The following is a 26,104-nucleotide window of genomic DNA, read 5'->3' as shown; positions in this document are numbered from 1 at the left end:
CTATAGTTTAATATATTTTACTTCATGGATAATTGGACATGTTTTTATGGAATTATTTACAGAATAAGGCCATTGCATATATTTCTAGAAAACATTGAATGAAGGGTGAAGGATTTTGAAGAATAGAGGCGATAGACATGGATTTATTTGATATGATGCGGGAAAAAACATTAGAAACAGAGTCACCCTTAGCTGCAAGATTACGACCTACCACCATTGAAGAGGTTGTGGGACAAGAACATATTATAGGAAAAGGAAAATTGCTTTATAGAGCCATCAAAGCAGACAAGCTTGGCTCCTTAATTTTCTATGGCCCACCTGGAACAGGTAAAACCACCTTGGCAAAGGTTATTGCCAACACAACAAAATCTGAATTTGTTCAACTTAATGCAACGGTGGCTGGTAAAAAGGATATCCAGAAAGTAGTGGAAGAAGCATCCAGCAGGTTAGGCATGACTTTAGGTAAGACCATCCTATTTATTGATGAGATTCATCGATTTAATAAAGCACAACAAGATGCACTATTGCCTTATGTGGAAGATGGTACCATCACACTCATCGGTGCAACCACAGAGAATCCATATTTTGAAGTGAATAATGCCTTGGTATCCAGGTCAAGGATATTTGAATTAAAACCACTATCCAAGGAAGCGATACGTATACTTATACGTCGAGCTGTCACGGATAAAGAGAAAGGGATGGGGAATATAGAAGCCCATATTGAAGAAGATGCCCTTGATTTCTTAGCTGATCGGGCTAATGGTGATGCAAGAGCAGCACTGAATGCTATAGAATTAGGTATCTTGACAACAGAGCCTAATGGACAAGGCATCATTCATATTGACTTAGATGTGGCCAGTGAATGCATCCAAAAGAGAGTCATTCATTACGATAAAGATGGCGATAATCATTATGACACCATATCAGCTTTTATAAAAAGCATGCGGGGGTCCGACCCAGATGCAGCCGTTTACTATCTGGCAAAGATGATCTATGCAGGAGAAGACCCCAAATTTATTGCAAGACGTATTGTCATCTGTGCGGCGGAAGATGTAGGTAATGCAGATCCTAACGCCATTCAAGTAGCCATGGCAGCGGCAGATGCCGTTAACTTTATCGGCATGCCTGAAGGACGCATTATTTTATCACAGGCAGCTACCTATGTGGCTTGCGCACCTAAAAGCAATGCAGCATATGTGGCCATTAACAAAGCATTAGAAGATGTAAAACGTATACAAGTGCATACCATACCGCCATATTTACAAGATGCCAGTTATGGGGGAGCCAGAGACTTAGGTCATGGCATTGGCTATCAATATGCTCATAATTTTGAAAACCACTATGTGGACCAGCAATACCTGCCCGATGAATTAGTGGGTAAGGAATATTACCATATAACTGAACAGGGTTATGAGAAGACGATTAAGGAACATTTTAAGAAGATAAAAGGGAATGATTAATACCATGCAGATATTGACAGGGTATATTTGTTGTCCTATTAAACAATTTCTTCTTGACATATTCTCATTACGGCTTATAATGAAGGTATCTAGTAAAACTAGAAGATACAATTTCATAGTAAAAGGTGCTTGTCAACACAAGTTAAAAGGGAAAGTGGTTAAAATCCACTACAGCCCCCGCTACTGTAATTGGTGATGAAATCTCATAAGCCATTGGGAAACCGAGAAGGCGAGAAAGTAAGATGAACCATGAGTCAGGAAACCTGCCTTTTAAACGTTTTAAGCTTTCGGTGGGAAGGTGTAGATAACATAAGAATGAATAATCTACTGTGCCGATGCACAGTTTTTTTATTGATATAATACGCTACTGTTACCTATGCTTTTCAATAACAAGACACTACCATGAAAGCAGTAAAATCAAAAAGAGGAAAGTATAAGGAGGACATGTAACATGAAAAAAGGGATAAGATTATGGATATCCATATTATTAATCGTTGGGCTAATGGTATTCGGTTTAGTTGCTTGTGGTGAGAAGAAGGCAACAGATGATACCTATCAAGATGCTAATAATCCGGTTGAACAAGAAGAGGATAAAGCGCAAGATGAGCAACAAGAGAAGGATACAACAGAAGATCAAGAAAACGCATCAGATGAAGCTGAGGGTGACTATTACCCCATAACCATACAAGATCGTTTTGGAAAAGATGTTGTCATTGAACAAGAACCAGAAAAGATCATCTCCATTTCACCAGAAATGACAGAAACCCTTTTCGCAATAGGCGTAGGTGATAAAGTCATTGGAAGAACAGATTATTGTGATTATCCAAGTGACGTATTATCCATTGAATCCATAGGGAGTTTAACTGAACCCAATATAGAGAAGATCATTGAATCAGGAGCCGATGTGGTATTTGCTTCTTCCCATGTGAATGATGAATCCGTTGCTCAATTAAATGAGCAAGGTGTAAAGGTGGTTGCCTTATCATGGAATGAAAATCTTGAGGGTGTATATGGTTATATGACAACCATTGGTCAAGTGGTTAATCGTACACAGGAGACAGAAGATTTGGTAACGAAGATGAAAGAAATCTTTGACCAATATACCAAAGCAGTGGCTGATCTTGAAAAGCCTACGGCTTATTTTATCACAGGATTTGGTGAATATGGTGATTTTGCAGCTACAGGCGATACGTTCCTTGGTCAACTCATTGAAATGGCTGGTGCAGAGAATGCAGCTGCAGACGGTACCATGTGGAGTTATAGTATTGAGAAATTAGTGGAGAAAGATCCTCAGTACCTGATGTGTTCTTCTTCATACAATAGTAAACAGCAAATTGAAGGATTAGAAGGTTATAAAACATTAACAGCTGTTAAAGAAGGTCATTTATATGAAGTGGATGAAAATCTATTTTTTAGACAAGGACCAAGGTTGGCAGATGGTTTTGCACGATTAGTAGAGATATTCCATCCAGAAGCAGCAAAAATTGATATTGGCAAAGAGTAATGAACATGCAATAAACGACTTAGGAAAGATAACAAAGTGGGTAGACATATGGTAAAAAAAAGCTACATGAATATGAACTTAATTATATTAACATTGGTTATGATGATATTGGTTGTGCTCTTGGCTCTTGGTTTTGGGGCGGTAAACGTTAATTTTATGAACACCTTAAAGATCGTGGGACATCATATTCCAAAACTTGATCAGATTATATCGTTAGATGGTATTAAAGCGTCTCATGTAACGATTATTATGGATTTACGACTGCCTCGTATTATCGTAGCCTTGTTTACAGGTGCTGCACTGGCTATTGTTGGATGTGCTTTTCAAGGTGTATTCAAAAATCCTATGGCAGACCCGTTTGTTATTGGTATTTCATCAGGTGCTGCCCTCGGTGCAACCATCGGATTAATCCTTAACTTGAGCAGTAATGTATTTGGGTTTACTGGGGTGAGTATATGTGCTTTTTTTGGCGCTTTGGTTACGGTACTTGTTGTGCTGAAGATAGCAGCCATACAAAAGAAATTACCCACCACCACTTTACTATTAGCAGGGATATCCATTAACTATCTATTTTCTGCATTGATTTCATTGTTGATGATTCTGAATCGGCATAAATTAGAGAGTGTCTATTTGTGGACATTAGGTAGTTTTAATGCATCCAAATGGAGTGAAGTCATGCTCATTATACCCGTTGTGGTGATCGGTTCTGCTATCTTGTGGATGTATTCTAAGGAACTTAACATTATGCTCCTTGGTGATGATGATGCAAGTACCTTAGGTATTCATGTCCATCGTACCAAGAAAATCATACTATGTGTCTCCTCGTTAATGGTAGCCGTAGTGGTATCCGCAAGTGGCATTATAGCCTTTGTGGGGTTAATTATTCCCCATACCGTTAGGATACTAAGTGGCCCTAACCATAAGCGTTTGATACCTCTTGCCATGATTGTCGGTGGTATATTTATGGTGATTTGCGACACCATTGCACGTACAGTTATTTCACCAGCAGAGTTATCTGTGGGTATTATTACATCGTTATTCGGTGTACCATTTTTCTTAGGTTTACTCTACCAGAGTAAGAAAAAAATGGTATAAATAAATAGGACATTAAAAGGGTGAAGTCTATGAATTGTGTGGTTCAAACAGAAAAATTAGATTTTAGTTACGGCGAAAGAAGCATATTGGAGAATTTGTCCATTCAGATGAAGAAAGGGTTATTCTATAGCATCATTGGTCCTAATGGCTCTGGAAAGACCACTTTGCTGAAACTCATTGCTCGTCTATTACCAACAGAACATAAGCGTGTATTTATTAATGGTGATGACATTGATAAGCTTAAGCCAAAAGATATGGCTAAACGTGTATCGGTAGTACCTCAAATAACAGATATGCAATATGAATTTTCTGTATATGATATTGTGATGATGGGGAGAGCACCCTACACGTCTCGATTTGGTAAAGCGAACACCGTGGATGAAGAGTCCGTTGTCAAAGCCATGAAAGAAACAGGTGTTTATGCCTTTCGCGATAAAAAAATAACTCAATTAAGTGGTGGCGAGCTACAGCGTGTCATCTTAGCTCGAGCCATTGCACAAGAGACAGAAATCATGTTACTGGATGAACCCATATCTCATTTGGACATAGGCTACCAATATGAAATCAGTGAATTGGTCTATGATTTATGCAAAACAAAAGGCATAACGGTTATTAATATTGTTCATGATCTGAATATTGCCATGCGTTATAGCGACCAGATATTTATGTTGAAAGATGGCGCAATCTATGGTGCAGGTAAACCGGAAGATGTCATAACCAAAACATCCATAAAAGATGTCTATGCCGTAGATGTAGAACTGATTGACCACCCTACAATGAAAGACAAAAAAGTAGTTGTTAAATAAATGCACAGATAGCCGATAATAATAGTAGATGGAAGTGAAAGGCCTATCGTGTCAAGACGCAACGTTAATGTGGAACAACATAATAGATGACCTATTATACTTTGAAAAAAACATTAACAACATGTAAAGCTTGATGTGATGGTCCTTTTTTAATAGGATATTACCTTTGATGAAGTTATTTTAGAAGTTGATTTGTATAATTACCTCATAAATTATTTTACTTTTGTGATGGATTAAACAGTAGCGAAATATTACAGTTATATATTATTTTTCAAAAAATTGTCATATTTTTATAGGGAATTGCATATATATAATGATTGTGACCCCTTATTATGGTTTCGATTAGAGAGGATATGTGTGCAGGAATGTTAAAGATTCGATTTAAACAGGTTTTACAAGAAAGTGAAGCGTTATTTTCAAGAGTACTTATGGAAGAAAATATGGCTACATATGTGGAAGATATTTATTGCATGTATGAAAAATTAAAAAATGAAACACATAGATTTCAGAACATATATATGGTATATTTAGATTTTGCACAGGCAATACATGCTATTTATAAGTACTTAAAAGAACATCAAGTGACAGAAGAAGATGCTCTTATCGTGCTTTGCGAATTATGTATTGAAACGACTCATATGGTATTAGATCGCTTTAGTTTTATTCAATTAGCTTACTATTATGCAGTAAAAAAAGCTTATTTAAAACTCATAATAACCCATGCGTTAACATCATTAGATAGTTTGCAAATGGCTCAAGAACTTGAAGAACAAGTCCTTGATGTTGAATTAGAAAAGAGCATGAAAGCTTGCCATATAGAAGAATATTTTGCGTATCATCATGTGGAAGAATTAATAGAAATCGTCTATATCATGGAAAGTTCATTTGACATTTTCTTGGATAGAGTCACATCCAAAGACCATGAAGACAGAATTATTGAACGCATTATATAAATAAGCAAGGGCTGTCCGAAAATCATCTCACGATACTACATGGGAGATATACAGTATTATGCGAAAGCGAAGTATATCTTCCTAGGCCATTAAGTATCCTAAAATGTATTTTCTGACAGCCCCTTTTTTTTTTGATTGACTAGCACGCTTTTTATTTAGCTGTCTTTTTGATCCAAATACTTTTTAACACGCAACAACACGGTAATAAAGACGGAAAGAACAAAAGTTGAGGCGAAACAATAGACAACAATTTCACCACTGTTTTTATTATTGGATAGCGCATAATATATAGCTACAGCATAGAGACCTAACAAGACGAAAACCACACTTAGGTATGCCAATCTTTTTAATTTGGACATATCATCACCTCAATCCATGTATTAATGGAGAAACTCATTTACTCATAAGTATATTTCATAAAAAAATGAAAGTCAAATTGTTTTATAGAGGATAAACGCGATCATTTCAAAAGCTGGAAATATCCCGTGTCTATTTAGATTTAATTATAAAACAGTAAAAAACGGCCAATAGGCCGTTTTTAAGGGAGGATAGTTATTTTGTATTTTTACCAGTGTTGGTAGGTCAAAAAGTGGACATAGGAACTATGTCTTTCATATTATTTAGCAATAACATGTATTTTATACAAATAAATTCTCTTTTTTTTCATAGACTTTAATGAAGATACTAAAAGGGGTCAATATGAATAATAGCCAAAAGGTTGATGATCGATTAAATCTTGCCATGAATTTAAACGAGCGACAAAGAGAATTTACAACGGACCTTAATGTTGGATATGATGTGGAAGCCAATATGTGGGATATTATTGTCAAGTATAACGGTAATATTATTGCTAACGAAGATATTAATGCCCTAACTGAGAATATTGAAATCCTGACAAAAGATTATGCGATTGTTACGATTTTACAGGAAAATATAGATGCTTTTGCAACTTTTCCTCAAATTGAATTTGTGGAGAAACCTAGTCGTTTATATTTTGCTCTCGATACAAGTCTCAGTTCTGCTTGTATTGCCACTGTTCAAAATGTTTACGGTCTACAAGGAGAAGGCGTGCTATTAGGTATCTTGGATTCAGGCATTGATTATTCCCATCCAGATTTTCGCAATGAAGATGGTACAACAAGAATTGCCAGTCTATGGGATCAAACCATACCAGGAAATCCACCACCAGGGTTTTCAGAAGGTTCTATCTACACTTCAGATGATATAAACAGCGCATTAGAAGCAGGGGACAAATTTGATATGCTGGAAGTGGTACCATCAGACGATTTCTCTGGACATGGTACCCATGTTGCAGGAATCGCCGGGGGCAATGGAAGAGCTAGTGGTGGCAGATACAAAGGTGTAGCACCTGAAGCAGAATTTATCATTGTTAAGTTAGGTAATACAAGGGACCCGTTCCCCAGTTCAGTGGATATTATGAGGGCATTGGTCTTTGTTATACGTGAGGCAGAAGCACTTGGAAAACCCATTGCCATCAATTTATCTTTTGGGAACAATGCAGGTCCTCATGATGGAAAATCCCTCTTTGAGACCTTTATCGATACCATGGCAGATGAATGGAAAAATGTCATTGTCGTAGGAACAGGAAATGAAGGGGATACGGGCTTACATACAAATGGAGCAGTAGAAGAAGATGAAGAGAGAACCATTGAAATTGCCATATTTACAGGTGAAAAAAACATGACGATACAGCTATGGAAAAGTTACTCCGATGAAATGACTGTTGAGATTGAAGCGCCAAATGGCACATCGTCTGGCCCCATTAAGCAGATTCTGGGTAAACAGCAATTTGTTCTGGATGGTACTCAGATTTTGCTCTACTATGGCGAACCTTCACCTTATAACCTTGATCAACAAATCTATATAGAGATGATACCAACATTGAGAGAATTTATTACGGAAGGTGTCTGGAAGATTAAGTTAAGAGGTATTAATATCGTATCAGGGGTTTTCGATATGTGGTTGCCCAGTTCTGTGGGAAAACAAACCAAGTTTTTAAAGCCTACCATTGAAAGAACATTAACCATGCCATCCACTGCCACCAAAGCCATTACTGTAGGAGCGTACAATTCAGCAACCAGCAGCCTAGCCCCTTTTTCAGGTAGAGGATTTACAAGACCTTCCAATGTCATGACCATAAAACCTGATTTAGTAGCCCCAGGCGTTGATATTACAGCACCAGTTCCTGGAGGTGGTTATGATACCTTTAGTGGCACAAGTATGGCTACACCCTTTGTTACAGGCTCAGCAGCCCTCTTAATGGAATGGGGAATTGTTCAAGGTAATGACCCGTATCTTTACGGTGAAAAAATAAAGTCCTATTTACAAAGAGCAGCAAGAAGAAATTTTCAATTGTTTGACTATCCAAGTATGGCAACAGGTTATGGGGTATTATGCTTAGCCAACGTATTTGATAACTTGAGTGGGCAGGCAGTAGATACCCTTGAGACCTATGCAAAGATGAACCAGTCCAGTCATTACACCCAATATAATCCTTCAGGGCTTGAGAAGCATCATGAGTTGAACGAGACACGTATTGATGACGACAGCAATTTAGAGGAATGTAAAACAGCCATTATATCCGATGACTATCTGGACCTGCTAGTTGAATATGAGGAATTAGATGATATATATGAGACCTATGAACCCACATGTGTTCAAATTATTAATCCAGCCTATGCCATTGTTCATATATCAAGAAATGGTGCGTGTCTCATTGATGCAGATCTCAGTCATATCCCGCAGATATATGGTCCCTATGCCCGAAGTGCTCTTGATACATCGGGTATTCTGACGTTCCATGACCAGCCTTTTGTGCCGTTACTAGGTTCAGGGGTGCTCATTGGGATTGTGGATTCAGGCATTGATTATAACGACGATATATTTAAATATGAGAACAATACCACAAAAATAGTAGGTCTATGGGATCAAACCATTGCAGAAGGACCTCCACCGGAAGGCTTCTCATATGGAACCGTCTATACAGAAGAACAAATTAATGAAGCATTGAATGCAGAAGACCCCTTATCCGTAGTGCCCTCAGTGGATACTTCTGGGCATGGGACCTTTCTTGCTGGCATGGCTGCAGGTCGTCAGGACCCCAACGGCAGTTTTGTGGGGGCAGCACCTGATGCCTCATTGGTTGTGGTTAAACTCAAGCAGGCGAAGCAATGTTTCCGTGATTTTTATTTAATTGATGACGATGTAGAAATCTATCAAGATACCGATATGATGCTTGGTCTAAAGTATATAACGGAAATGGCTGACAAACTGCACATGCCTGTGGCTATTATCGTTGGCCTGGGTAGTAATCAAGGTGCTCACGATGGTACATCCATCATGGAAACATATGTTCAATCCCTTGCCCAGCGTAACGGCAATGCTATCATTGTTGCTGCAGGTAATGAGGCTAACCTTGCCCATCACTATCGGGGGCAGTTTACAGAAGAAGAGGAAAGCAAAAATGTGGAAATAAAGGTAGCGCCTAATGAATCAGGTTTCACCATGACCATATGGAGTAATGCGCCGGATAAAATCTCATTATCCGTCACGTCGCCAACTGGGGAAGTCATTGAACGTATTCCAGCAACCTTAACAGCCAAAGAAGAAGTGAAGCTGCTGCTGGAAAGAACGGTCATCTTTATTGAATATCAGCTTTCAGAGGCAAGAACCGGTGATGAAGCTATTTTTATAAGGATGGTTGAACCCACCGAAGGCATCTGGACCTTTACCCTCTATGGTGACCTGATTATTAACGGTCGATTTGATATATGGCTGCCAAGAGAGGGGTGGATTGATAAAGAAACACAATTTTTACAGCCAGATCCATATACCACTGTGACGGATCCTTCTACAACCATTGGTGTCATTACAGTAGGTGCCTATAACCATCAGACAGGCAGCCTCTATCTGCCATCTGGAAGGGGGCTTACACGGGATTATGCCCAAAAGCCAGATCTTGTAGCACCAGGTGTGGGCGTTGTCGGTCCATTACCCAATAACCAATTTGGCCCCATGTCCGGTACCAGTGTCAGTACCGCCATTACAGCAGGAGCAGCAGCATTGTTGTTAGAGTGGGGCATTGTTCAAGGAAATGATTCGGTGATGGATACCAATGACGTGCGTAATTACCTGATCCGAGGTGCAACCCGCACAAGTGCAAGAGATTATCCTAATCGAGAATGGGGTTATGGGGAACTGAATCTCCTTGGTTCTTTTGAAGCTATAAGAGGAACCCGCCAGTAACCTCATAGAAAATTAATTTAATAATTGCCATGTATTATGGTATAATAAGGTTTAACTGCGGAAGTAAAAGCTTAACTTCTGTTGTTGAACCTTATTGTTTCAAAAAGAATGGAGTTAGCTATATGAAGAAAATACGACGGATAAGTACACTATTGATTCTACTGATTCTCATAAGCACAGGCTGTGGTTCTAAGAGCCCTGCTGTGGCCATTAATGAGGAAGGTTATAAGCTATATATCAGTGGAGATTATCAAGGTGCTTTAGAAAAATATAATGAGGCAATAACCGCAGATTCCAGTTATTCCACAGCCTATGCTAATCGGGGTATGATTCATTTTTACCTTGGAAAATATGAAGAAGCTTTAGCAGATATGAACAAAGCCATTGAGGTCAATCCAAAAGATCCAGTGGCCTACAGTAATCGAGGTTATTTTCAATTGGCTATGGGTCAAGTAAATGAAGCACTTAAAAACTTGGATGAAGCCATTGCCTTAAAAAAGAACTTTGATGACAAACAGCTTTTAGCCTTAACTTACGTTACCCAAGGTTCAGCTTATGGTATGATTGGTGCTTTTGAGAAAGGCATAGCGTCCTTTGATGAAGCTTTAGCCATTAACAAAAATGACAAAACCTTCTATAATGCAAAAGGTATTTTACTGAAAGATTGGGAAAAGTATGATGAGGCCATTGAAGCTTATAACGAAGCCATAACCATCGACCAATCCTATGCATACGCTTATGGAAACAGAGGGTTTGTGTTTTTTATAAAAGAGGAATACACCAAAGCACTAGCAGATGTGGACACGGCTATTGAAATAGACGCCAGTATTCCACAGGTGTATAACACCAAAGCACTTATTCACAGTGCAATAGGTGAAAAGGATACAGCCATTGAAATCTATGATTACATGATCACCAGATGGCCCCATTATAATGATGCATACATTGGCAGAGGCAATGAATATCTATTAAAAGAAGACTTTGCCAGAGCATTAACTGATTTTTCAGTAGCTGCTAGTAACGGGAATCTTGATGCCATGGTCCAAAAAGGATATTTGCATATGACATTGGAACAATATGAAGATGGACTTCAGGCATTTAAGCAATATAATGAGGTAAAACCTAATAATTACCTTGTTCTTGTGGAGATAGGTAATGGGTATCAACAATTAAGTCAGTATGAAGAATCGATTACCTATTATGATCAAGCCATTGAGATAGACCCTCAGCATTATTTAGCTTATTATTCAAAGGGTTTATCTTTAAAATATCAAGAAAAATATGAGGAGGCGTTAGACATGATGAATCTTGTTTTAACGAAACATGATTTGGAAGAAGCAAAAAAAGAAATTGAATGGATTGAAAAGAAACGAAAGGGATAGTGAGGTAATAAACGTTACCAAGGTAAACCTATCGTTTAGTTTCGATAGGAGGTATTATTTATGACGAAAACAGCATTACAAACAGAGAATGACATAATGGAACAAGTAATTTTAGTGGGTATAGCCACAAGAGACAATGAATATGATATCAAGGATTCAATGGATGAATTAGAAGAATTAGCTAAAACAGCAGGTGCAATGACATTAGAAAAAATCGTACAAAATCGTGAAGGGTTGCATCCAGGCACCTATCTAGGAAAAGGTAAGATTGAAGAAGTAAGCATGGCAGTTAAGACTTTAGGAGCTGTAGGTATCATATGTGATGATGAATTATCACCAGCTCAATTAAAGAATCTTGAAGAGATATTAGATTGTAAAGTCATCGATCGAACCATGTTGATTCTTGATATATTTGCCAAGCATGCCCATACGCGAGAAGGTATTATTCAAGTAGAACTTGCTCAGTTGCAGTATCGAAGCTCCCGGTTAATTGGTCTTGGAACATCTTTATCAAGACTGGGTGGCGGCATTGGTACAAGAGGTCCAGGTGAGAAAAAATTGGAAACGGACCGGCGACATATTAGAAAAAGGATGTCCCAACTGCGTAAAGAGTTATCCGAGGTAAAACATCACCGTGACCTTATTCGTCAGCGAAGAAAGAAACAAGGCAAGCTGCGCATCGCCATTGTGGGTTACACCAATGCAGGGAAATCCACTTTAATTAATGCTTTAACAGATGCTGATGTGTTATCAGAGGATAAGTTATTTGCCACACTAGATCCAACCACCAGACAACTGGTGTTACCCAATGGTACAGAGGTTTTTATGACCGATACGGTTGGTTTTATTCGTAAATTACCTCATCATCTGATAAAAGCCTTTCATTCAACCTTAGAAGAGGCAGTTGTAGCAGATATGTTATTGCATATCGTGGATACATCCAATGAGCAGGCAGAAAAGCATATTCAAGTTGTCTATGAAACTTTAGATAGATTAGGTGCAACAGGAAAACCTGTTATCACAGCCTTTAATAAAATGGATCAATGTGCAGAAAAGTACCTAACCGATGACAAAGCTTTTAAAACGGTGGAGATTTCAGCCAAAGAAGGTACAGGTCTTGACACATTGTTAGAGGCTATAGAAAAAAAGATTCAAGAAGATAAGATGTTATTAAAATCCACCATACCCTATGCTCAAGGTACATTACTGAATCAAATTCGTACTAATGGGCAAATTGTTCATGAATCTTATGAAAATGATGGGACTTACATTGAAGCTTATGTTGATGAACGGTTATATGGTGAATGGAAGAAAGTCATGGAGCTTTCATGAGTGTTTTTCTCTGAAAGACATGGTTTGTTGTAGGGAATAAAAAAATACCACAATATATTGTGTCAATAGGTAATTTTAAAAATACAATATGCTGTGGTATTTTGTAAGGCTAATGGGTTGAATTTTGTAGAAAAATGGATAAAAAGCCTTATAAATTATTTTTTTATAGGTACTTTAGACTAAAAGAAAAACACCATATGTTGTGTTTTGCTATGAGCATAACACATTATATAGTGTTTTTTATATTGACCCTGTTGGTGAATTGTGGTATATTATTAGTAATTGCCAATAGAGAGGAGCACAATGCATGTTTGAGGTTGTAAAACGAGACGGAAAGGTTAGTCAGTTCAATTTAGGTAAGATTAAGGAAGCCATCACAAAGGCATTCCGAGCTACAGATAAGGTATTTACGGACGACATATTAGACATTTTGGTATTGAGAGTAACATCCGATTTTCAGAGTAAAATTGAAGAAAACAAGATTACCGTTGAGGATATTCAAGATAGTGTTGAAAATACCCTTGAACAAACGGGATATACGGATGTAGCAAAGGCTTATATCTTATACCGTAAGCAAAGAGAAAAGATTCGTAACATGAAATCTACCATATTGGATTACAAAGACATTGTCAACAGCTATGTGAAAGAAGAAGATTGGCGTGTGAAGGAAAATTCTACCGTTACATATTCTGTTGGAGGACTTATCTTACATAATTCAGGTGCAATAACAGCTAATTATTGGTTATCAGAAATTTATGATGGGGAAATTGCAAAAGCCCATCGTAATGGAGATTTACATATTCATGACTTATCCATGTTAACAGGCTACTGTGCAGGTTGGTCATTAAAACAGTTAATAGAAGAAGGTTTAGGTGGCATACCTGGTAAGATTACATCAGCACCAGCAAGCCATTTATCAACACTCTGTAATCAAATGGTTAACTTCTTAGGTATTATGCAGAATGAATGGGCAGGGGCACAAGCTTTTTCATCTTTTGACACCTATTTAGCACCATTTGTCAAAGTGGATAATCTTTCTTATAAAGAGACAAAACAATGTATTCAATCCTTTGTGTTCGGTGTGAATACACCTAGTCGTTGGGGAACACAATCACCCTTTTCTAATATTACTTTGGATTGGATGGTACCAGATGATTTAGCCCATTTACCAGCCATTGTATCGGGTGTAGAGCAAGACTTTACATTCGGTGATTGTCAAGCAGAGATGGATATGATTAACAAGGCATTTATTGAGATTATGATTGAAGGTGATGCCAATGGTCGTGGTTTCCAATATCCAATTCCAACGTATTCCATTACAAAAGATTTTAATTGGGATGAAACAGAAAATAATAAACTCTTATTTGAAATGACAGCAAAATACGGTACACCATATTTCAGCAATTACGTTAACAGTGATATGGAACCAAGTGATATTCGAAGTATGTGTTGTCGTCTACGTCTTGATTTAAGAGAATTACGCAAGAAACAAGGCGGTTTTTTTGGCTCAGGTGAAAGCACAGGTTCTGTTGGGGTTGTAACCATCAACATGCCTCGGATTGCTTATTTATCCCATAATGAGGAAGAATTCTACGAGCGTCTTGATCATATGATGGATATATCTGCTCGTTCATTGAAAATAAAAAGAGATGTAATCACCAAATTATTGAAGGAAGGCCTATACCCTTATACTAAAAAGTACCTTGGTAGTTTCAGCAGCCATTTTTCAACCATTGGCTTAGTGGGTATGAATGAAGCTACACGTAATGCTAAGTGGTTACAACAAGATTTAACAGATGATAAAGCCAGAGCTTTTGCTCTTGATGTGCTGGACCATATGCGTAATCGCTTATCGGATTATCAAGAATTATATGGTGATCTCTATAACTTAGAAGCCACACCAGCTGAGTCAACCAGCTATCGCTTAGCAAAACATGATAAAAAGCGTTACAATGATATCCAATCGGCTGCAAGTGAAGGGGAAACACCTTATTACACAAACAGTACGCATTTACCAGTTAGTTATACCGTGGATGTTTTTGATGCCCTTGATTTACAGGATGAGTTCCAAAACAAATATACATCAGGTACAGTATTCCATGCCTTCTTAGGTGAGAAATTACCCGATTGGAAAGCAGCAGCTAACCTTGTACGCACCATAGCAGAGAATTACACATTGCCTTATTATACCATGTCACCAACTTACTCCGTGTGCAAAACCCATGGTTATATTGCAGGTGAAGTGTATACCTGTCCGGATTGCGGAGAAGTAGCCGAAGTTTACAGTCGTATAACAGGGTATTATCGTCCAGTACAGCATTGGAATGATGGCAAGGCACAAGAATTCAAACATCGAAAAGAATATGAACCACAAAACGCCAACATAAAAGTAACCCATCTAAAAACCAAGGCAAAAGAGGAAATAGCAACGACACATGATAAGAGTCGAGATGTGAGTAAACTGTTATTTACGACAAAAACATGTCCAAATTGTCATATGGCTAAATCGTACTTAGTAAACCATCAGATAAAAGTTGTGGATGCAGATGAACATGCAGAGCTGGCAACCCAATATAAAGTAAGAACAGCGCCCACATTACTGGTTATTGATAAGGATAAAGTCAATCAATATATGGGGCTATCCGATATTCGAAAGTATGCGGAATGTCAAAAATTAAATGCCTGATTTGTATATGATATCTTTTATTTAAAAGAATGCACACGTTATATGGGTTAGTCATGCATTAAAGCGGATAATGAATAGGATAACAGTTAGTCATCCAGTAGAATAAAGGGTGCCAATTGTTATCCTATTTTTAGTTCCATAGATCTAAAATGAATGAGTACCTTCTTCTGCTACTTTTTTTAGACGTGGTAATACAATGTCACCCCATGCACGAATAAAATAACGGCGAGCTTTTTGCCAAGATTCACTTTTGCCATAGCCAGAATTAATAAGTTTAAGGAGACACCCATCCTCTGTTGGTTCTAAATAAATGTGAACAACGGTCATTTGAGCGCGAATGTCCGGTATGGATGGAGGAGCATTCCAAGTAAAAGACAGCATGGATTCGGGTTCAATATTTAAGATAATCATACCTTCTGATCCTCGTAGTCCTGCTGGTTGATCCATATCAAACAGGATTTCAAACTTACCACCCACTTTGAAATTCACATCAATATCAGGTGCAAAGAAACTTTTTAATCCTTCCTTTGTACTTAATAGCTTCCATACAGCTCCAATGTCTTTTTGAATTGGGCATTCTAAATAGATAAGCGTCGTATTATCATGCATAAGAAAACCTCCTTGTGATCTATAGGTATTATTGATTAGCCTATATATACTATAACACGGCCATAGCCCATAATTCAAATCGTGTTAAGGCTATCTCTCAAAAAATCAATAGGAAGAGAGGTGGACAATCTTGTGCAAATCATGTAATATTAAACAAGAAAAAGCAGTTGAGGAGGGTTCATCATGAGTCAAGCAGATAGCATATTTATAGACATGTGTCGTGATATATTAGATAATGGATACAGCTCTGAAGGTCAAGAAGTTAGACCGCGATGGGAAGATGGTGCTCCTGCCCATACCATCAAAAAATTTGGTGTTGTTAACCGATACGATTTATCAAAAGAGTTTCCAATTCTCACATTAAGACCCACGTATCTTAAGTCAGCCATTGATGAAATATTATGGATCTGGCAGAAGAAGTCCAATAACATCAAAGAGCTTAAAAGTAAAATATGGGATAGTTGGGCTGATGAAGACGGTTCAATTGGCAAAGCTTATGGCTATCAATTAGGTGTCAAACACCAATACAAAGAAGGTTTGTTTGATCAAGTGGACCGTGTGCTTTATGATTTAAAACACAATCCTTATAGTCGGCGAATCATAACCAATATCTATAACCATGACGATCTACATGCCATGCATCTCTATCCATGTGCCTATAGCGTAACCTTTAATGTGACGGGTAATCGGTTAAATGCCATCTTACATCAGCGATCCAACGATGTTTTAGTGGCTAACAATTGGAACGTGGTTCAATATGCAGCCCTTGTCCATATGTTTGCCCAAGTATCGAATCTGGAAGTAGGAGAATTTGTTCATGTGATTGCAGATGCCCATATCTACGATAGACATGTACCCATAGTAGAAGAATTGATTGCCCGAGAGGCCTTTGAAGTACCTAAGCTTATCATTAATCCAGATGTAAAAGATTTTTACGATTTTACAGTGGATGACTTTAAGTTAGTGGGTTATAAAAAAGGTGAACCCGTAAAAGGCATACCAGTAGCTGTATAGTTAGTGCCAAAGCTTCCATACGTGGATAACTTAGACTTATAAACAAGCCATGTGCATGATACGTTATAGATTGTGGACAACATCTCAAAATGAAAGGGGACATGTGGATGAATTTCATTGTAGTGGTGGATAACAATTGGGCCATTGGATATAAAGGTGGATTGCTGACGTATTTACCAGGTGACTTACCTTATTTTAAAGAAAAAACAGCAGGAAAAGTAGTGATTATGGGAAGAAAAACACTTGCATCACTACCCGGAGGGAAACCCCTTAAACATCGAACAAATATCATACTGACACGTAATCCATCATTTGTACGTGATGATGCCGTAGTCTGTCATAGTAAGGAAGAAGTACTGGATTATGTAAAGGACTATGACGAGGAAGATGTTTATGTTATTGGCGGGGCAGAGGTTTATAACTTATTTATGGATGACTGTAAGAAAGCATACATTACAAAAATCTATGATGCATTACCAGCAGATACCTCTATCAACAGTTTGGATAAGCGCGATAACTGGGTTTTGACATGGAAGAGTGATATGCAAGAACATAAGGGATTAAGTTATCAATGGACCATTTATGAAAATCAAGCATAAAAGTTCATAGAGCATGGAAACATTTATTTAAAATGGATAAAACACATTGGATAACTACCAGTGTGTTTTTTAAACTCTTGGAAAGTATTATTATCCTATTTTACTAAAAATAGTATTGACAATACGTATACAATTGTTTATAATAATGACAACGAAAACGATTTCGATATATGCCTATATAGTTGTTACAAATGTAACGAAATTAATCATTAGAGCATGTCTAAACAATTTAGAATTTAGAATTTATAATTACTTATATAATAGTAAAAAGACAAATTTTTTTTACAAAAAACGAAAACGATTTCGTTATCACAACAACTCATGTGAAAAGAGGTTACTATGAAGACAAAACTATTTTTAAGACTGAGAAAAGAAAAGTATCTCCAGATGATGGCTCTTTTAGGCATTGCATGGATCATTGTTTTTAATTATGCGCCAATGTATGGCATCATTATAGCCTTCAAAGACTATAGCATCATTAAGAAAATCTCAGAAGTGGATTGGGTTGGGTTGGCATGGTTCAAAGAGGTTTTTACGGATGAAAATTTTATACCTATCATGCGAAACACCCTTGCCATCAGTTTCATGAAATTAATCATTGGGTTTCCTTTACCGATTCTTTTTGCCATTATGTTAAATGAAATTAGGCAAGTAAAGCTTAAGAGATTTGTTCAAACGGTATCCTATCTACCACACTTTCTTTCATGGGTTATCTTAGGTGGTATCCTCATGGCGTGGTTAGCAGATGTGGGTCTATTTAATGAGTTACAGACGATGATTAACCCAAGTCATACCCCCATTAATTATTTAGCAAAACCTAAATATTTCTGGTTGATCACTGTCTTTTCAGATATTTGGAAGGAATTGGGGTGGAGTGCCATTATCTATCTTGCAGCAATCAGTGGTATTGACCCACAGATGTATGAAGCTGCTACTGTGGATGGTGCCACAAGGTTTCAAAAGATCTGGCATATCACTTTACCGAGTATTAAAGGAACCATCTCCATTTTATTTGTCCTTGCAGTGGCCAATTTGCTGAATACCAACTTTGAACAAATATTGGTGTTGAAAAATGCGTTAAATGCCTCCATGGCAGAAGTTATTGATACATATGTATACCGTATGGGGGTTCAGTCTGGAAGATTTTCTTATGCAACGGCTATTGGATTATTTAAATCAATTGTTGCATTATGCTTATTGTTAACAGCGAATAAAGTAACCAAAAAACTAACAGGTCATGGTTTATACTAGGAGGTGGTTATATGAGACATGCAAATAGCATTCGTATAAGTAAAAAAGAAAGGCTATTTGATCGTACGAATGTAGTAATCATGCTCATCATTTGTTTTGTCACACTGTACCCTATATGGTATACGGTTATTCTGTCTTTTAATGATGGTGGAGATGCCATGAAGGGTGGCATATTCTGGTTTCCAAGGGTATTTACATTAGATAACTATAGAGCGGTATTTCGAAATAGTGGCATTATTACAGCCTATTCAGTAACTGTTTTAAGAACATTTATAGGAACAGTGACCAATGTGTTCTTTACAGCAATGGTAGCCTATGCTTTTTCAAAGAAGAATTTATTTGGAAGAAAAGTCTACATGACGTTGGGTACAATTACCATGTTTTTCAACGGTGGGCTTATTCCATTCTTCTTACTATTAAAAAACTTAAATCTGCTGGATAATTTCTTGGTTTATATTATACCAACCATGTTTAATTTTTTTAACTTGCTCATATTCATGGCTTTCTTTAGAGAAATACCTGATTCTTTAGAGGAATCAGCTAAAATCGATGGGGCTAATGATTTTGTTATTTTCTTAAGAATCATCTTACCCCTATCAAAACCTGTGTTAGCTACAATTGCCTTATTTACAGGTGTGTGGCATTGGAACGATTACTTCTTTGGTGTGATTTATATCAATAAGACCAGTCTTCAACCCATTCAAACGTATCTCTACAAGATTGTGGCTGAAGCAGGTTCTTCAAGAATGGCCATATCCAGTCCAGTTGGTGTCAGTAAGAGTAATATTACGTCCAACTCCATCAAATATGCAACCATGGTAGTGACAACACTACCCATTGTGCTTGTATACCCATTTTTGCAGAAGTATTTTGTAAAAGGCGTTATGCTTGGCGCTGTTAAAGGTTAGGCTAAAAATAAATAAGTTAAACAATTTAGGGAGGGTAAACAATGAAAAAGAAAAATTTGAGTAGATTTTTAACATGGTTATGTGTCGCTGTACTGATTGTATCAGTATTTACGGCATGTTCATCAAAAGAAGACAGTAATGAAAAGCAAAGCACCTCAACTGCAGATGCCAAAAAAGAGGACTCATCAGATGCAGTTGTAGAGGATTCAACAACAGGGATTGGCTGGAAAGATTATGCAGATGATGACGTAAAATTTACATGGTACCTGAACTTCTCATGGTTTCCAAATCAATGGGGTGTTGATGATACCAGTCAATACATTACTGAAAAAACAGGTGTTGATATTGAATTTATTGTACCAGCAGGTAATGAAGCTGAAAAAATTAACGCCATGATTGCTTCTAATACATTGCCTGATATTGTAACACTTGGTTGGTGGGAACCCCAAGTCAATACCATGATTGAAGGTGGCTTAGTACACGCTCTTGACACATTAGCAGAAGCATATGATCCCTACTTCTTTAAAGTTGCAGATCCAGCTAAGTTAGGTTGGTATGCAAAAGAAGATGGGCACACATATGGTTATCCCAATGCGTCTTATACACCATCAGACTATGAAAAATACGATACCATTTATTCCAATGAAACCTTCTTGGTTAGAAAAGACATGTATGAAGCGATTGGTTCACCTGATATGAGTACACCTGAAGGATTCTTACAAGCCTTGAGAGATGTTAAAGAGATGTTCCCAGTCATTAATAATCAACCCATTATTCCATTTGGATTGCAAGAATTTACGGATATTGGAAATGCATCCATTGATAAAATGCTTCCTAATTTCCTAGCCATTCCAAAAGAGAAAGATGGTAAGGTATATGAAAAACATGATAGAGCATTTGATCCAGACATGGTGACCTGGCTAAAAACCTTTAGACAGGCTTATAGCGAAGGCTTACTGATGGATGATGTCTTTATTGACAAAAGAATTCAAATGGAAGAAAAAATTGCTCAAGGTCGTTATTTTTGTATGTTATATCAAGGGCAAGATGCTTTAGCACCGATTAAATCCTTATATGATGAGAACCCTGAACAACAATACATCGCTATCCATGGGCCCAAAAACAGTAAAGGTGATGACCCAACATTGGGGGCAACAGGTGTTGCGGGTTGGACACTCACATTTATATCTAAAAACTGTAAAAATCCAGAACGTGCTATTCAATTCATGAGTTACTTAATGAGTGAAGAAGGACAGCATGATACGTACTTAGGTGCTCCAAGTAATTATCATACAGTAGATGGTAAGGATACATTTAAACCAGAAGTACTGGAACTTATGAACACGGATAGAGCGGCATTTGACCAACAATATGGCGGAGAAAATACCTTCTGGATGTTCATGGACTTAGCCATACAAAGTCAATGGAACCCACCACTAACAGAGCCAATAAAACAGTTTAAAGAATGGACGTCACCTTATGTCACATGGATGGGTCAATTTGATGATATTTACCCACCATCAGATTCAGATATTGGCGCTGATTATCTTAAGATAGATAATAAGTGGGGGCAAGTATTACCTCAATTACTGATGGCTAAAAGTGATGATGAACTTGATAAACAACTTGAAGCGTTTTTATCCTATAGAGATGAAAATAATTTTAAAGAAATTGTAACATATCAACAAGAGAAAGTAGATACCAATAAAGAAAAACTTGGTATAAAATAGTGCTCATATAATAAAAAAAGGGGCTGTTACAGCCCCTTTTGTAAAGACTACACACATTGGCAAGATGGATGTAGCAACCAAAATGAATCATAAGTTAATAAAGGAGCTCAATATGGAACCATACTATTTTGACAACAAAGAACGATTTATCATTCATAATTATCACAAGGCAAAACCTTTCAGCAGTTTTTTACCAGGTATTGCTGGTGAAAAGGGCATACCCATATGGGCATTTTACGTGAATAGAGGGCAAGGTATTAGCAGTTTTGGTATTGAAGATAAAAATCACCCAATCATGGAGTTTTTTCCAGCTAATAGTGCCTACCAATATGTAAGTACTTATGGCTTTCGTACATTCATAAAAATATTGGATAAACATGAAACCCGTGTTCTTGAACCTTTTAATCAGACAAGTGATGCATCCAATAGAAGCATGGGTATCGAGAAAGACGGCTTTTTTATACAAGAGAATATACTTGGAGAATCTTTAGTTATTAAAGTCACGTATTCAACACTTGTTAATCTTCCTTTTGGGGGACTTGTAAGAAGGGTTGAACTTCACAACCTAGGGGATGAAGAAAAACATATTGAAATGATTGATGGGATGCCAGCTCTTTTACCTTATGGTGTTGAAAACAGTGTTTATAAGGAAATGAGTAACTTAATGCGAAGCTTTATGGAGGTTAGTCAAACAGACCAGAAGATACCCTATTATAAATTTCGTTCCAGCTCCAAAGATGAATCCGTTGTAAAAGACATTCGAGAAGGCTATTTTTATATCAATGAAAGTATCCATGATGATTCAGTGTATACCATCTATGACCCAGATATTGTATTTGGTTATCGAACAGATTTGCAACAGCCTGTTGGTTTTATTCAGAGGGATTATTTGGACTTAACCTGTAAAAAACAAGTGTATGCCAACAAAGTACCATCAGCATTTCAATTAAAACAACTTCACCTTCAACCGAACAAAACAGCGTATATGGACAGTGTTTTTGGATTCTGTCATACTTACGAAGAAGTGGATCAATTTGGAAAAACAATGGATTTAAGAAACTTGGTAACGTTCCAATTGAAAGCAGCTAAGAAGGAAATTAATCAGCTATGCAGTTCTATTCAGATGACGACGGGCAATAAAGTATTTGATCAATATATGCGACAAAGCTATCTGGATAATGTCATGCGAGGTGGAAAGCCTTTATTATTTCAAGGAAAAGAAAATAAACATGTTTATCATGTTTTTTCAAGAAAGCATGGTGACCAAGAAAGGGATTATAATTTCTTTTCCATAGAACCATCCTATTATTCTCAAGGGAATGGTAATTTTAGGGATATGAATCAAAACAGAAGAAATGATTTAGTGTTTGAACCGGAAGTGTTTGATTTCAATATTTGGCTATTTTATAGCTTAATACAAGCTGATGGCTATAACCCACTAAGCATTAAAGGAACAAAATTCATCATGGACAGAAAGGGTAAAGGGGCTTGGGTGGATGCTCTTGAAAAGCAAGATGTCTTGATAAACCAAGGTCTTATGGATGCCATTTCTGATATGATTGAACAGCCATTTACCCCAGGTAGTCTAGCCCATGTTATCCAATCACATCTTAGGAAAGATGCGCATATCCGACCTGTTTTAGAACTTGTTCTATCCCATGCTTCCCAAGAAATCGATGTTGATTTTGCTGAAGGCTTTTGGAGTGATCATTTTACCTATAATCAAGATTTAGTAGACAGTTTTAAATATATGTATCCTGATAAAATGGAAGCATTATTGCTGGAGAGAAAAGATTATGGTTTTTATAATGCCCCCTATTATGTCTTACCCCGACATAAAAAATATGGACTTACTGATGACCATAAAGTTCGGCAATATAAGGGTATCGCTAAAAAGAAAAAATACCCATATGAATGGTTAGTTGATGGTCATGGAAAAAAAGTTCAAACCAATCTATTTAATAAAATGCTCGTGTTATGTTTAACGAAGTTTATGAATCTCGACCCTTTTGGCATGGGCATAGAGATGGAAGGGGATAAACCTGGATGGAATGATGCCCTGAATGGGTTACCTGGACTTTTTGGCTCAGGCATGAGTGAAACCGTTGAATTAAAGCGGTCCATTACTTTTTTAAAAGAAGAGCTGATGGCAATAGGTATAAACATGAGCCATATCCTTGTGCTAGAGGATATCTATGAGTTAGCTAAACAGATAGGGAATATCATGGACATTCAAGATGCTTTAACCTTTTGGGATCAATGTAATGGCATTAAAGAAGACTATCGTTATAAAACCAGGTATCAACTTTCTTCTCAAGAATGTGATGTTGAACTAAAAGAAATCATTCATATACTTAATGCAATGGAAATAAAACTTGAGCAGGGCATACAAAAAGCCTTAACTGTTGGGGAGGGCATATTGCCAAGTTACTTTATTATGGAAGTCTTGGAATATGACCTGTTAAACAGCCAAACAAACTTTGGATTACAAGCTGCCAAACCCTTAAAGTTTAATGCAAGAGCGTTACCTCTATTTTTAGAAGCACCAGCCAGATATTTGAAGACATTGGATCCAAAAGCCGCAGGTGTATTATATAAAAAAATGAGGTTGACAGATATCTATGATCAAGCATTAAGGATGTATAAAACATCTGAAAGTCTAGAAAATGAAACCATGGAAATAGGGCGTATTCGAGCATTTACACCTGGCTGGCTTGAAAGGGAATCCATCTTCTTACATATGACGTATAAGTACTTATTAAGTGTCCTTAAAGCAAAGTTATATGATCATTTTTATGAAGATATGACCACAAATCTCGTGCCATTTATGGACCCAATCATCTATGGTAGACCAACCACAGAGAACTCGTCATTCATTGTAAGCAGTGTTAATCCAGATGAGCAGATTATCGGGCAAGGATTCTTTGCAAGGTTAAGTGGCTCTACAGCAGAAGTGTTGAGTATGTGGCTGTATATGTTTGTTGGAGAAAAAGGATTTTCTATGAAGAAGGGTCACTTGATCTTTACATTTGCACCTGTTTTAAAAGGAAGTCTCTTTGACCATGAGGGTAAAATTACATTTCGGTTATTTAGTACTACAGATGTTACCTATATTAATAGAAAGAAGAAAGATACTTTTGGAGACGCCAAAGCTACCATCACTGAGATCATCATTGATGGTAAAAGATATCATAAAGCATACTTAGAAGAGGACATGGCAAAAGCGCTCCGAGATAAGAAAATAAAAGGTATAACCATTACATTCGAATAGAGGTTTGTACAGAGATAATCATTGGAAAGATGGTAATACATGGATTGACAAACGAGAATAGAAGATTTAACATAAAAGGGATAACTGTTAAAAAGAACATACAGATAAGTTGAGGTTAATGATGATTAAGATTGGTGATATTGCTAAAGCAACGGGTTATTCGGTTACAACCGTTTCTAAAGCCTTCAATAATTATACAGATATCAGTGAAAAAGCACGTAATACGATTCTTGCTAAAGCAGATGAGCTGGGTTATATACCTAATGCCCAAGCTAGAGGGTTGGTCATGAAAAGGTCGTTCACAATTGGGGTGATGCTGGATGAAATTTTGGGACTTGGCTTAACCCATCCTTTCTTTGCAGGTGTAGTACAAGCTTTTAGAGAAGTTGTGGAAGAACGTGGCTATAGTATGATATTAATATCCAATCAGATTGGTAATAGCCTTATTGGAAGCTATCTTGATCACTGCAAACAAAGAAATGTGGACGGGGTGTTTATTTTATGCACCAATACAGATGATGAGGGCATTCAAGCGTTAATTCATAGCGACATACCCACGGTACTTTTTGATATACCAGATGGGGATACCCACTCGGTTATTTCCAATCATTATGAAGGAGCTTTAGAAGCCGTTAACTATTTAATAGACAAAGGCCATCGTAAGATTGCTCATATCTATGGTAATACATTAACATTTGCTGGTGCAGAGCGAAAAAGAGGCTATATGGATGTATTAAACCAGCATCACATAAAGGTATTGGACGAATACCTTGTCTGTGGCGGGTATTTTGATTTTAAATATGGTAAAAAAGCCATGGTGGAATTATTAGCCTTAGAGACGCCGCCTACGGCTGTTTTTGTATCAGGTGACATTATGGCTCTTGGAGCTATTCAAGCGTGTTATGAGCGGCACATTAGAGTGCCAGAAGACCTTTCTATTATAGGTTTTGATAATGTCAAATTATTGGATTGGATTACGCCAGCCTTAACAACAGTGGCACAAGATTATAAAGAAATTGGAAAAGCTTGTTGTGATATTTTATTGAAAGCAATTAGTGATAAAAAGCTACCACCTATCCAAAAGATAATTAGTACACATATGATCAAAAGAAATTCTTGCGCCTCCATCAAATAGGAGGCGTTTTTTAGGATACACTATTTCTAGGAGCTGTTACCAAATAAAATGTTATAACGATCATGAAAAGAAACGTAATGGGGATGTTATTGATGCTATAATG

At 37.2% G+C, this 26,104-nt stretch carries 18 protein-coding genes and 1 riboswitch; of the genes, 16 read left to right on the top strand and 2 right to left on the bottom strand.

The window, feature by feature from the left end:
- Positions 1-137: 137 nt before the first annotated feature.
- The 5 genes from HZI73_RS21145 (at position 138) to HZI73_RS21125 (ending at position 5,818) form a co-directional block, all read left to right on the top strand.
- A complete protein-coding gene (locus tag HZI73_RS21145) occupies positions 138-1,460 on the top strand; it encodes a replication-associated recombination protein A (RefSeq protein WP_212695344.1) in 1,323 nt (440 codons plus the stop codon).
- 106 nt (positions 1,461-1,566) lie between these two features.
- Positions 1,567-1,745, top strand: a riboswitch (cobalamin riboswitch).
- A gap of 166 nt (positions 1,746-1,911) precedes the next feature.
- Positions 1,912-2,964 (top strand): ABC transporter substrate-binding protein, encoded by a 1,053-nt coding sequence (locus tag HZI73_RS21140; RefSeq protein WP_212695343.1) that lies wholly within the window; start codon positions 1,912-1,914, stop codon positions 2,962-2,964.
- A gap of 48 nt (positions 2,965-3,012) precedes the next feature.
- Positions 3,013-4,059 (top strand): FecCD family ABC transporter permease, encoded by a 1,047-nt coding sequence (locus tag HZI73_RS21135; RefSeq protein ID WP_212695342.1) that lies wholly within the window; start codon positions 3,013-3,015, stop codon positions 4,057-4,059.
- Positions 4,060-4,088: 29 nt separating this feature from the next.
- Positions 4,089-4,865 (top strand): ABC transporter ATP-binding protein, encoded by a 777-nt coding sequence (locus HZI73_RS21130; protein WP_212695341.1) that lies wholly within the window; start codon positions 4,089-4,091, stop codon positions 4,863-4,865.
- A gap of 353 nt (positions 4,866-5,218) precedes the next feature.
- Positions 5,219-5,818, top strand: coding sequence for a hypothetical protein (locus HZI73_RS21125; protein ID WP_212695340.1), 600 nt, complete (start codon positions 5,219-5,221; stop codon positions 5,816-5,818).
- A 155-nt stretch (positions 5,819-5,973) separates the two neighbouring features.
- On the opposite strand, the gene HZI73_RS21120 is transcribed toward HZI73_RS21125, so the two are convergent.
- Positions 5,974-6,177, bottom strand: coding sequence for a hypothetical protein (locus HZI73_RS21120; protein ID WP_212695339.1), 204 nt, complete (start codon positions 6,175-6,177; stop codon positions 5,974-5,976).
- 340 nt (positions 6,178-6,517) lie between these two features.
- On the opposite strand from HZI73_RS21120, the gene HZI73_RS21115 reads away from it, so the two are divergent.
- From HZI73_RS21115 to HZI73_RS21100, 4 genes are all read left to right on the top strand, one after another.
- Positions 6,518-10,084, top strand: coding sequence for a S8 family peptidase (locus HZI73_RS21115; RefSeq protein WP_212695338.1), 3,567 nt, complete (start codon positions 6,518-6,520; stop codon positions 10,082-10,084).
- A 122-nt stretch (positions 10,085-10,206) separates the two neighbouring features.
- Positions 10,207-11,466 (top strand): tetratricopeptide repeat protein, encoded by a 1,260-nt coding sequence (locus HZI73_RS21110; protein WP_212695337.1) that lies wholly within the window; start codon positions 10,207-10,209, stop codon positions 11,464-11,466.
- 60 nt (positions 11,467-11,526) lie between these two features.
- Positions 11,527-12,798, top strand: coding sequence for a GTPase HflX (gene hflX, locus HZI73_RS21105; protein WP_212695336.1), 1,272 nt, complete (start codon positions 11,527-11,529; stop codon positions 12,796-12,798).
- Between the two features lie 307 nt (positions 12,799-13,105).
- Positions 13,106-15,484 carry a ribonucleoside triphosphate reductase gene (locus tag HZI73_RS21100; protein WP_212695335.1) on the top strand — a complete coding sequence of 793 codons (2,379 nt, stop codon included), beginning with the start codon at positions 13,106-13,108 and terminating at the stop codon, positions 15,482-15,484.
- A gap of 144 nt (positions 15,485-15,628) precedes the next feature.
- On the opposite strand, the gene HZI73_RS21095 is transcribed toward HZI73_RS21100, so the two are convergent.
- Complete coding sequence (locus tag HZI73_RS21095) at positions 15,629-16,093, bottom strand: SRPBCC family protein (RefSeq protein ID WP_212695334.1); 465 nt, start codon at positions 16,091-16,093, stop codon at positions 15,629-15,631.
- A gap of 183 nt (positions 16,094-16,276) precedes the next feature.
- On the opposite strand from HZI73_RS21095, the gene thyA reads away from it, so the two are divergent.
- The 7 genes from thyA to HZI73_RS21060 all read left to right on the top strand — a co-directional run bounded on the left by thyA (position 16,277) and on the right by HZI73_RS21060 (position 26,001).
- Complete coding sequence (gene thyA / locus HZI73_RS21090; RefSeq protein ID WP_212695333.1) at positions 16,277-17,107, top strand: thymidylate synthase; 831 nt, start codon at positions 16,277-16,279, stop codon at positions 17,105-17,107.
- Between the two features lie 107 nt (positions 17,108-17,214).
- Positions 17,215-17,706 (top strand): dihydrofolate reductase, encoded by a 492-nt coding sequence (locus tag HZI73_RS21085; protein ID WP_212695332.1) that lies wholly within the window; start codon positions 17,215-17,217, stop codon positions 17,704-17,706.
- 339 nt (positions 17,707-18,045) lie between these two features.
- Entirely contained in the window at positions 18,046-18,957 is a 912-nt protein-coding gene (locus HZI73_RS21080; RefSeq protein ID WP_212695331.1) for an ABC transporter permease, read from the top strand.
- 11 nt (positions 18,958-18,968) lie between these two features.
- Entirely contained in the window at positions 18,969-19,865 is an 897-nt protein-coding gene (locus HZI73_RS21075) for a carbohydrate ABC transporter permease (protein ID WP_212695330.1), read from the top strand.
- Between the two features lie 41 nt (positions 19,866-19,906).
- Positions 19,907-21,595 (top strand): extracellular solute-binding protein, encoded by a 1,689-nt coding sequence (locus tag HZI73_RS21070; RefSeq protein ID WP_212695329.1) that lies wholly within the window; start codon positions 19,907-19,909, stop codon positions 21,593-21,595.
- A gap of 112 nt (positions 21,596-21,707) precedes the next feature.
- Positions 21,708-24,866, top strand: a complete 3,159-nt coding sequence (locus HZI73_RS21065) for a cellobiose phosphorylase (RefSeq protein ID WP_212695328.1) — start codon at positions 21,708-21,710, stop codon at positions 24,864-24,866.
- A gap of 118 nt (positions 24,867-24,984) precedes the next feature.
- On the top strand, positions 24,985-26,001 hold the full coding sequence (locus tag HZI73_RS21060; protein WP_212695327.1) for a LacI family DNA-binding transcriptional regulator: 1,017 nt from the start codon (positions 24,985-24,987) through the stop codon (positions 25,999-26,001).
- The last annotated feature ends 103 nt before the right edge of the window (positions 26,002-26,104 follow it).

The organism is Vallitalea pronyensis, assembly GCF_018141445.1.
GTDB lineage: Bacteria > Bacillota > Clostridia > Lachnospirales > Vallitaleaceae > Vallitalea > Vallitalea pronyensis.
This window is presented reverse-complemented; position numbering and strand designations above follow the sequence as displayed.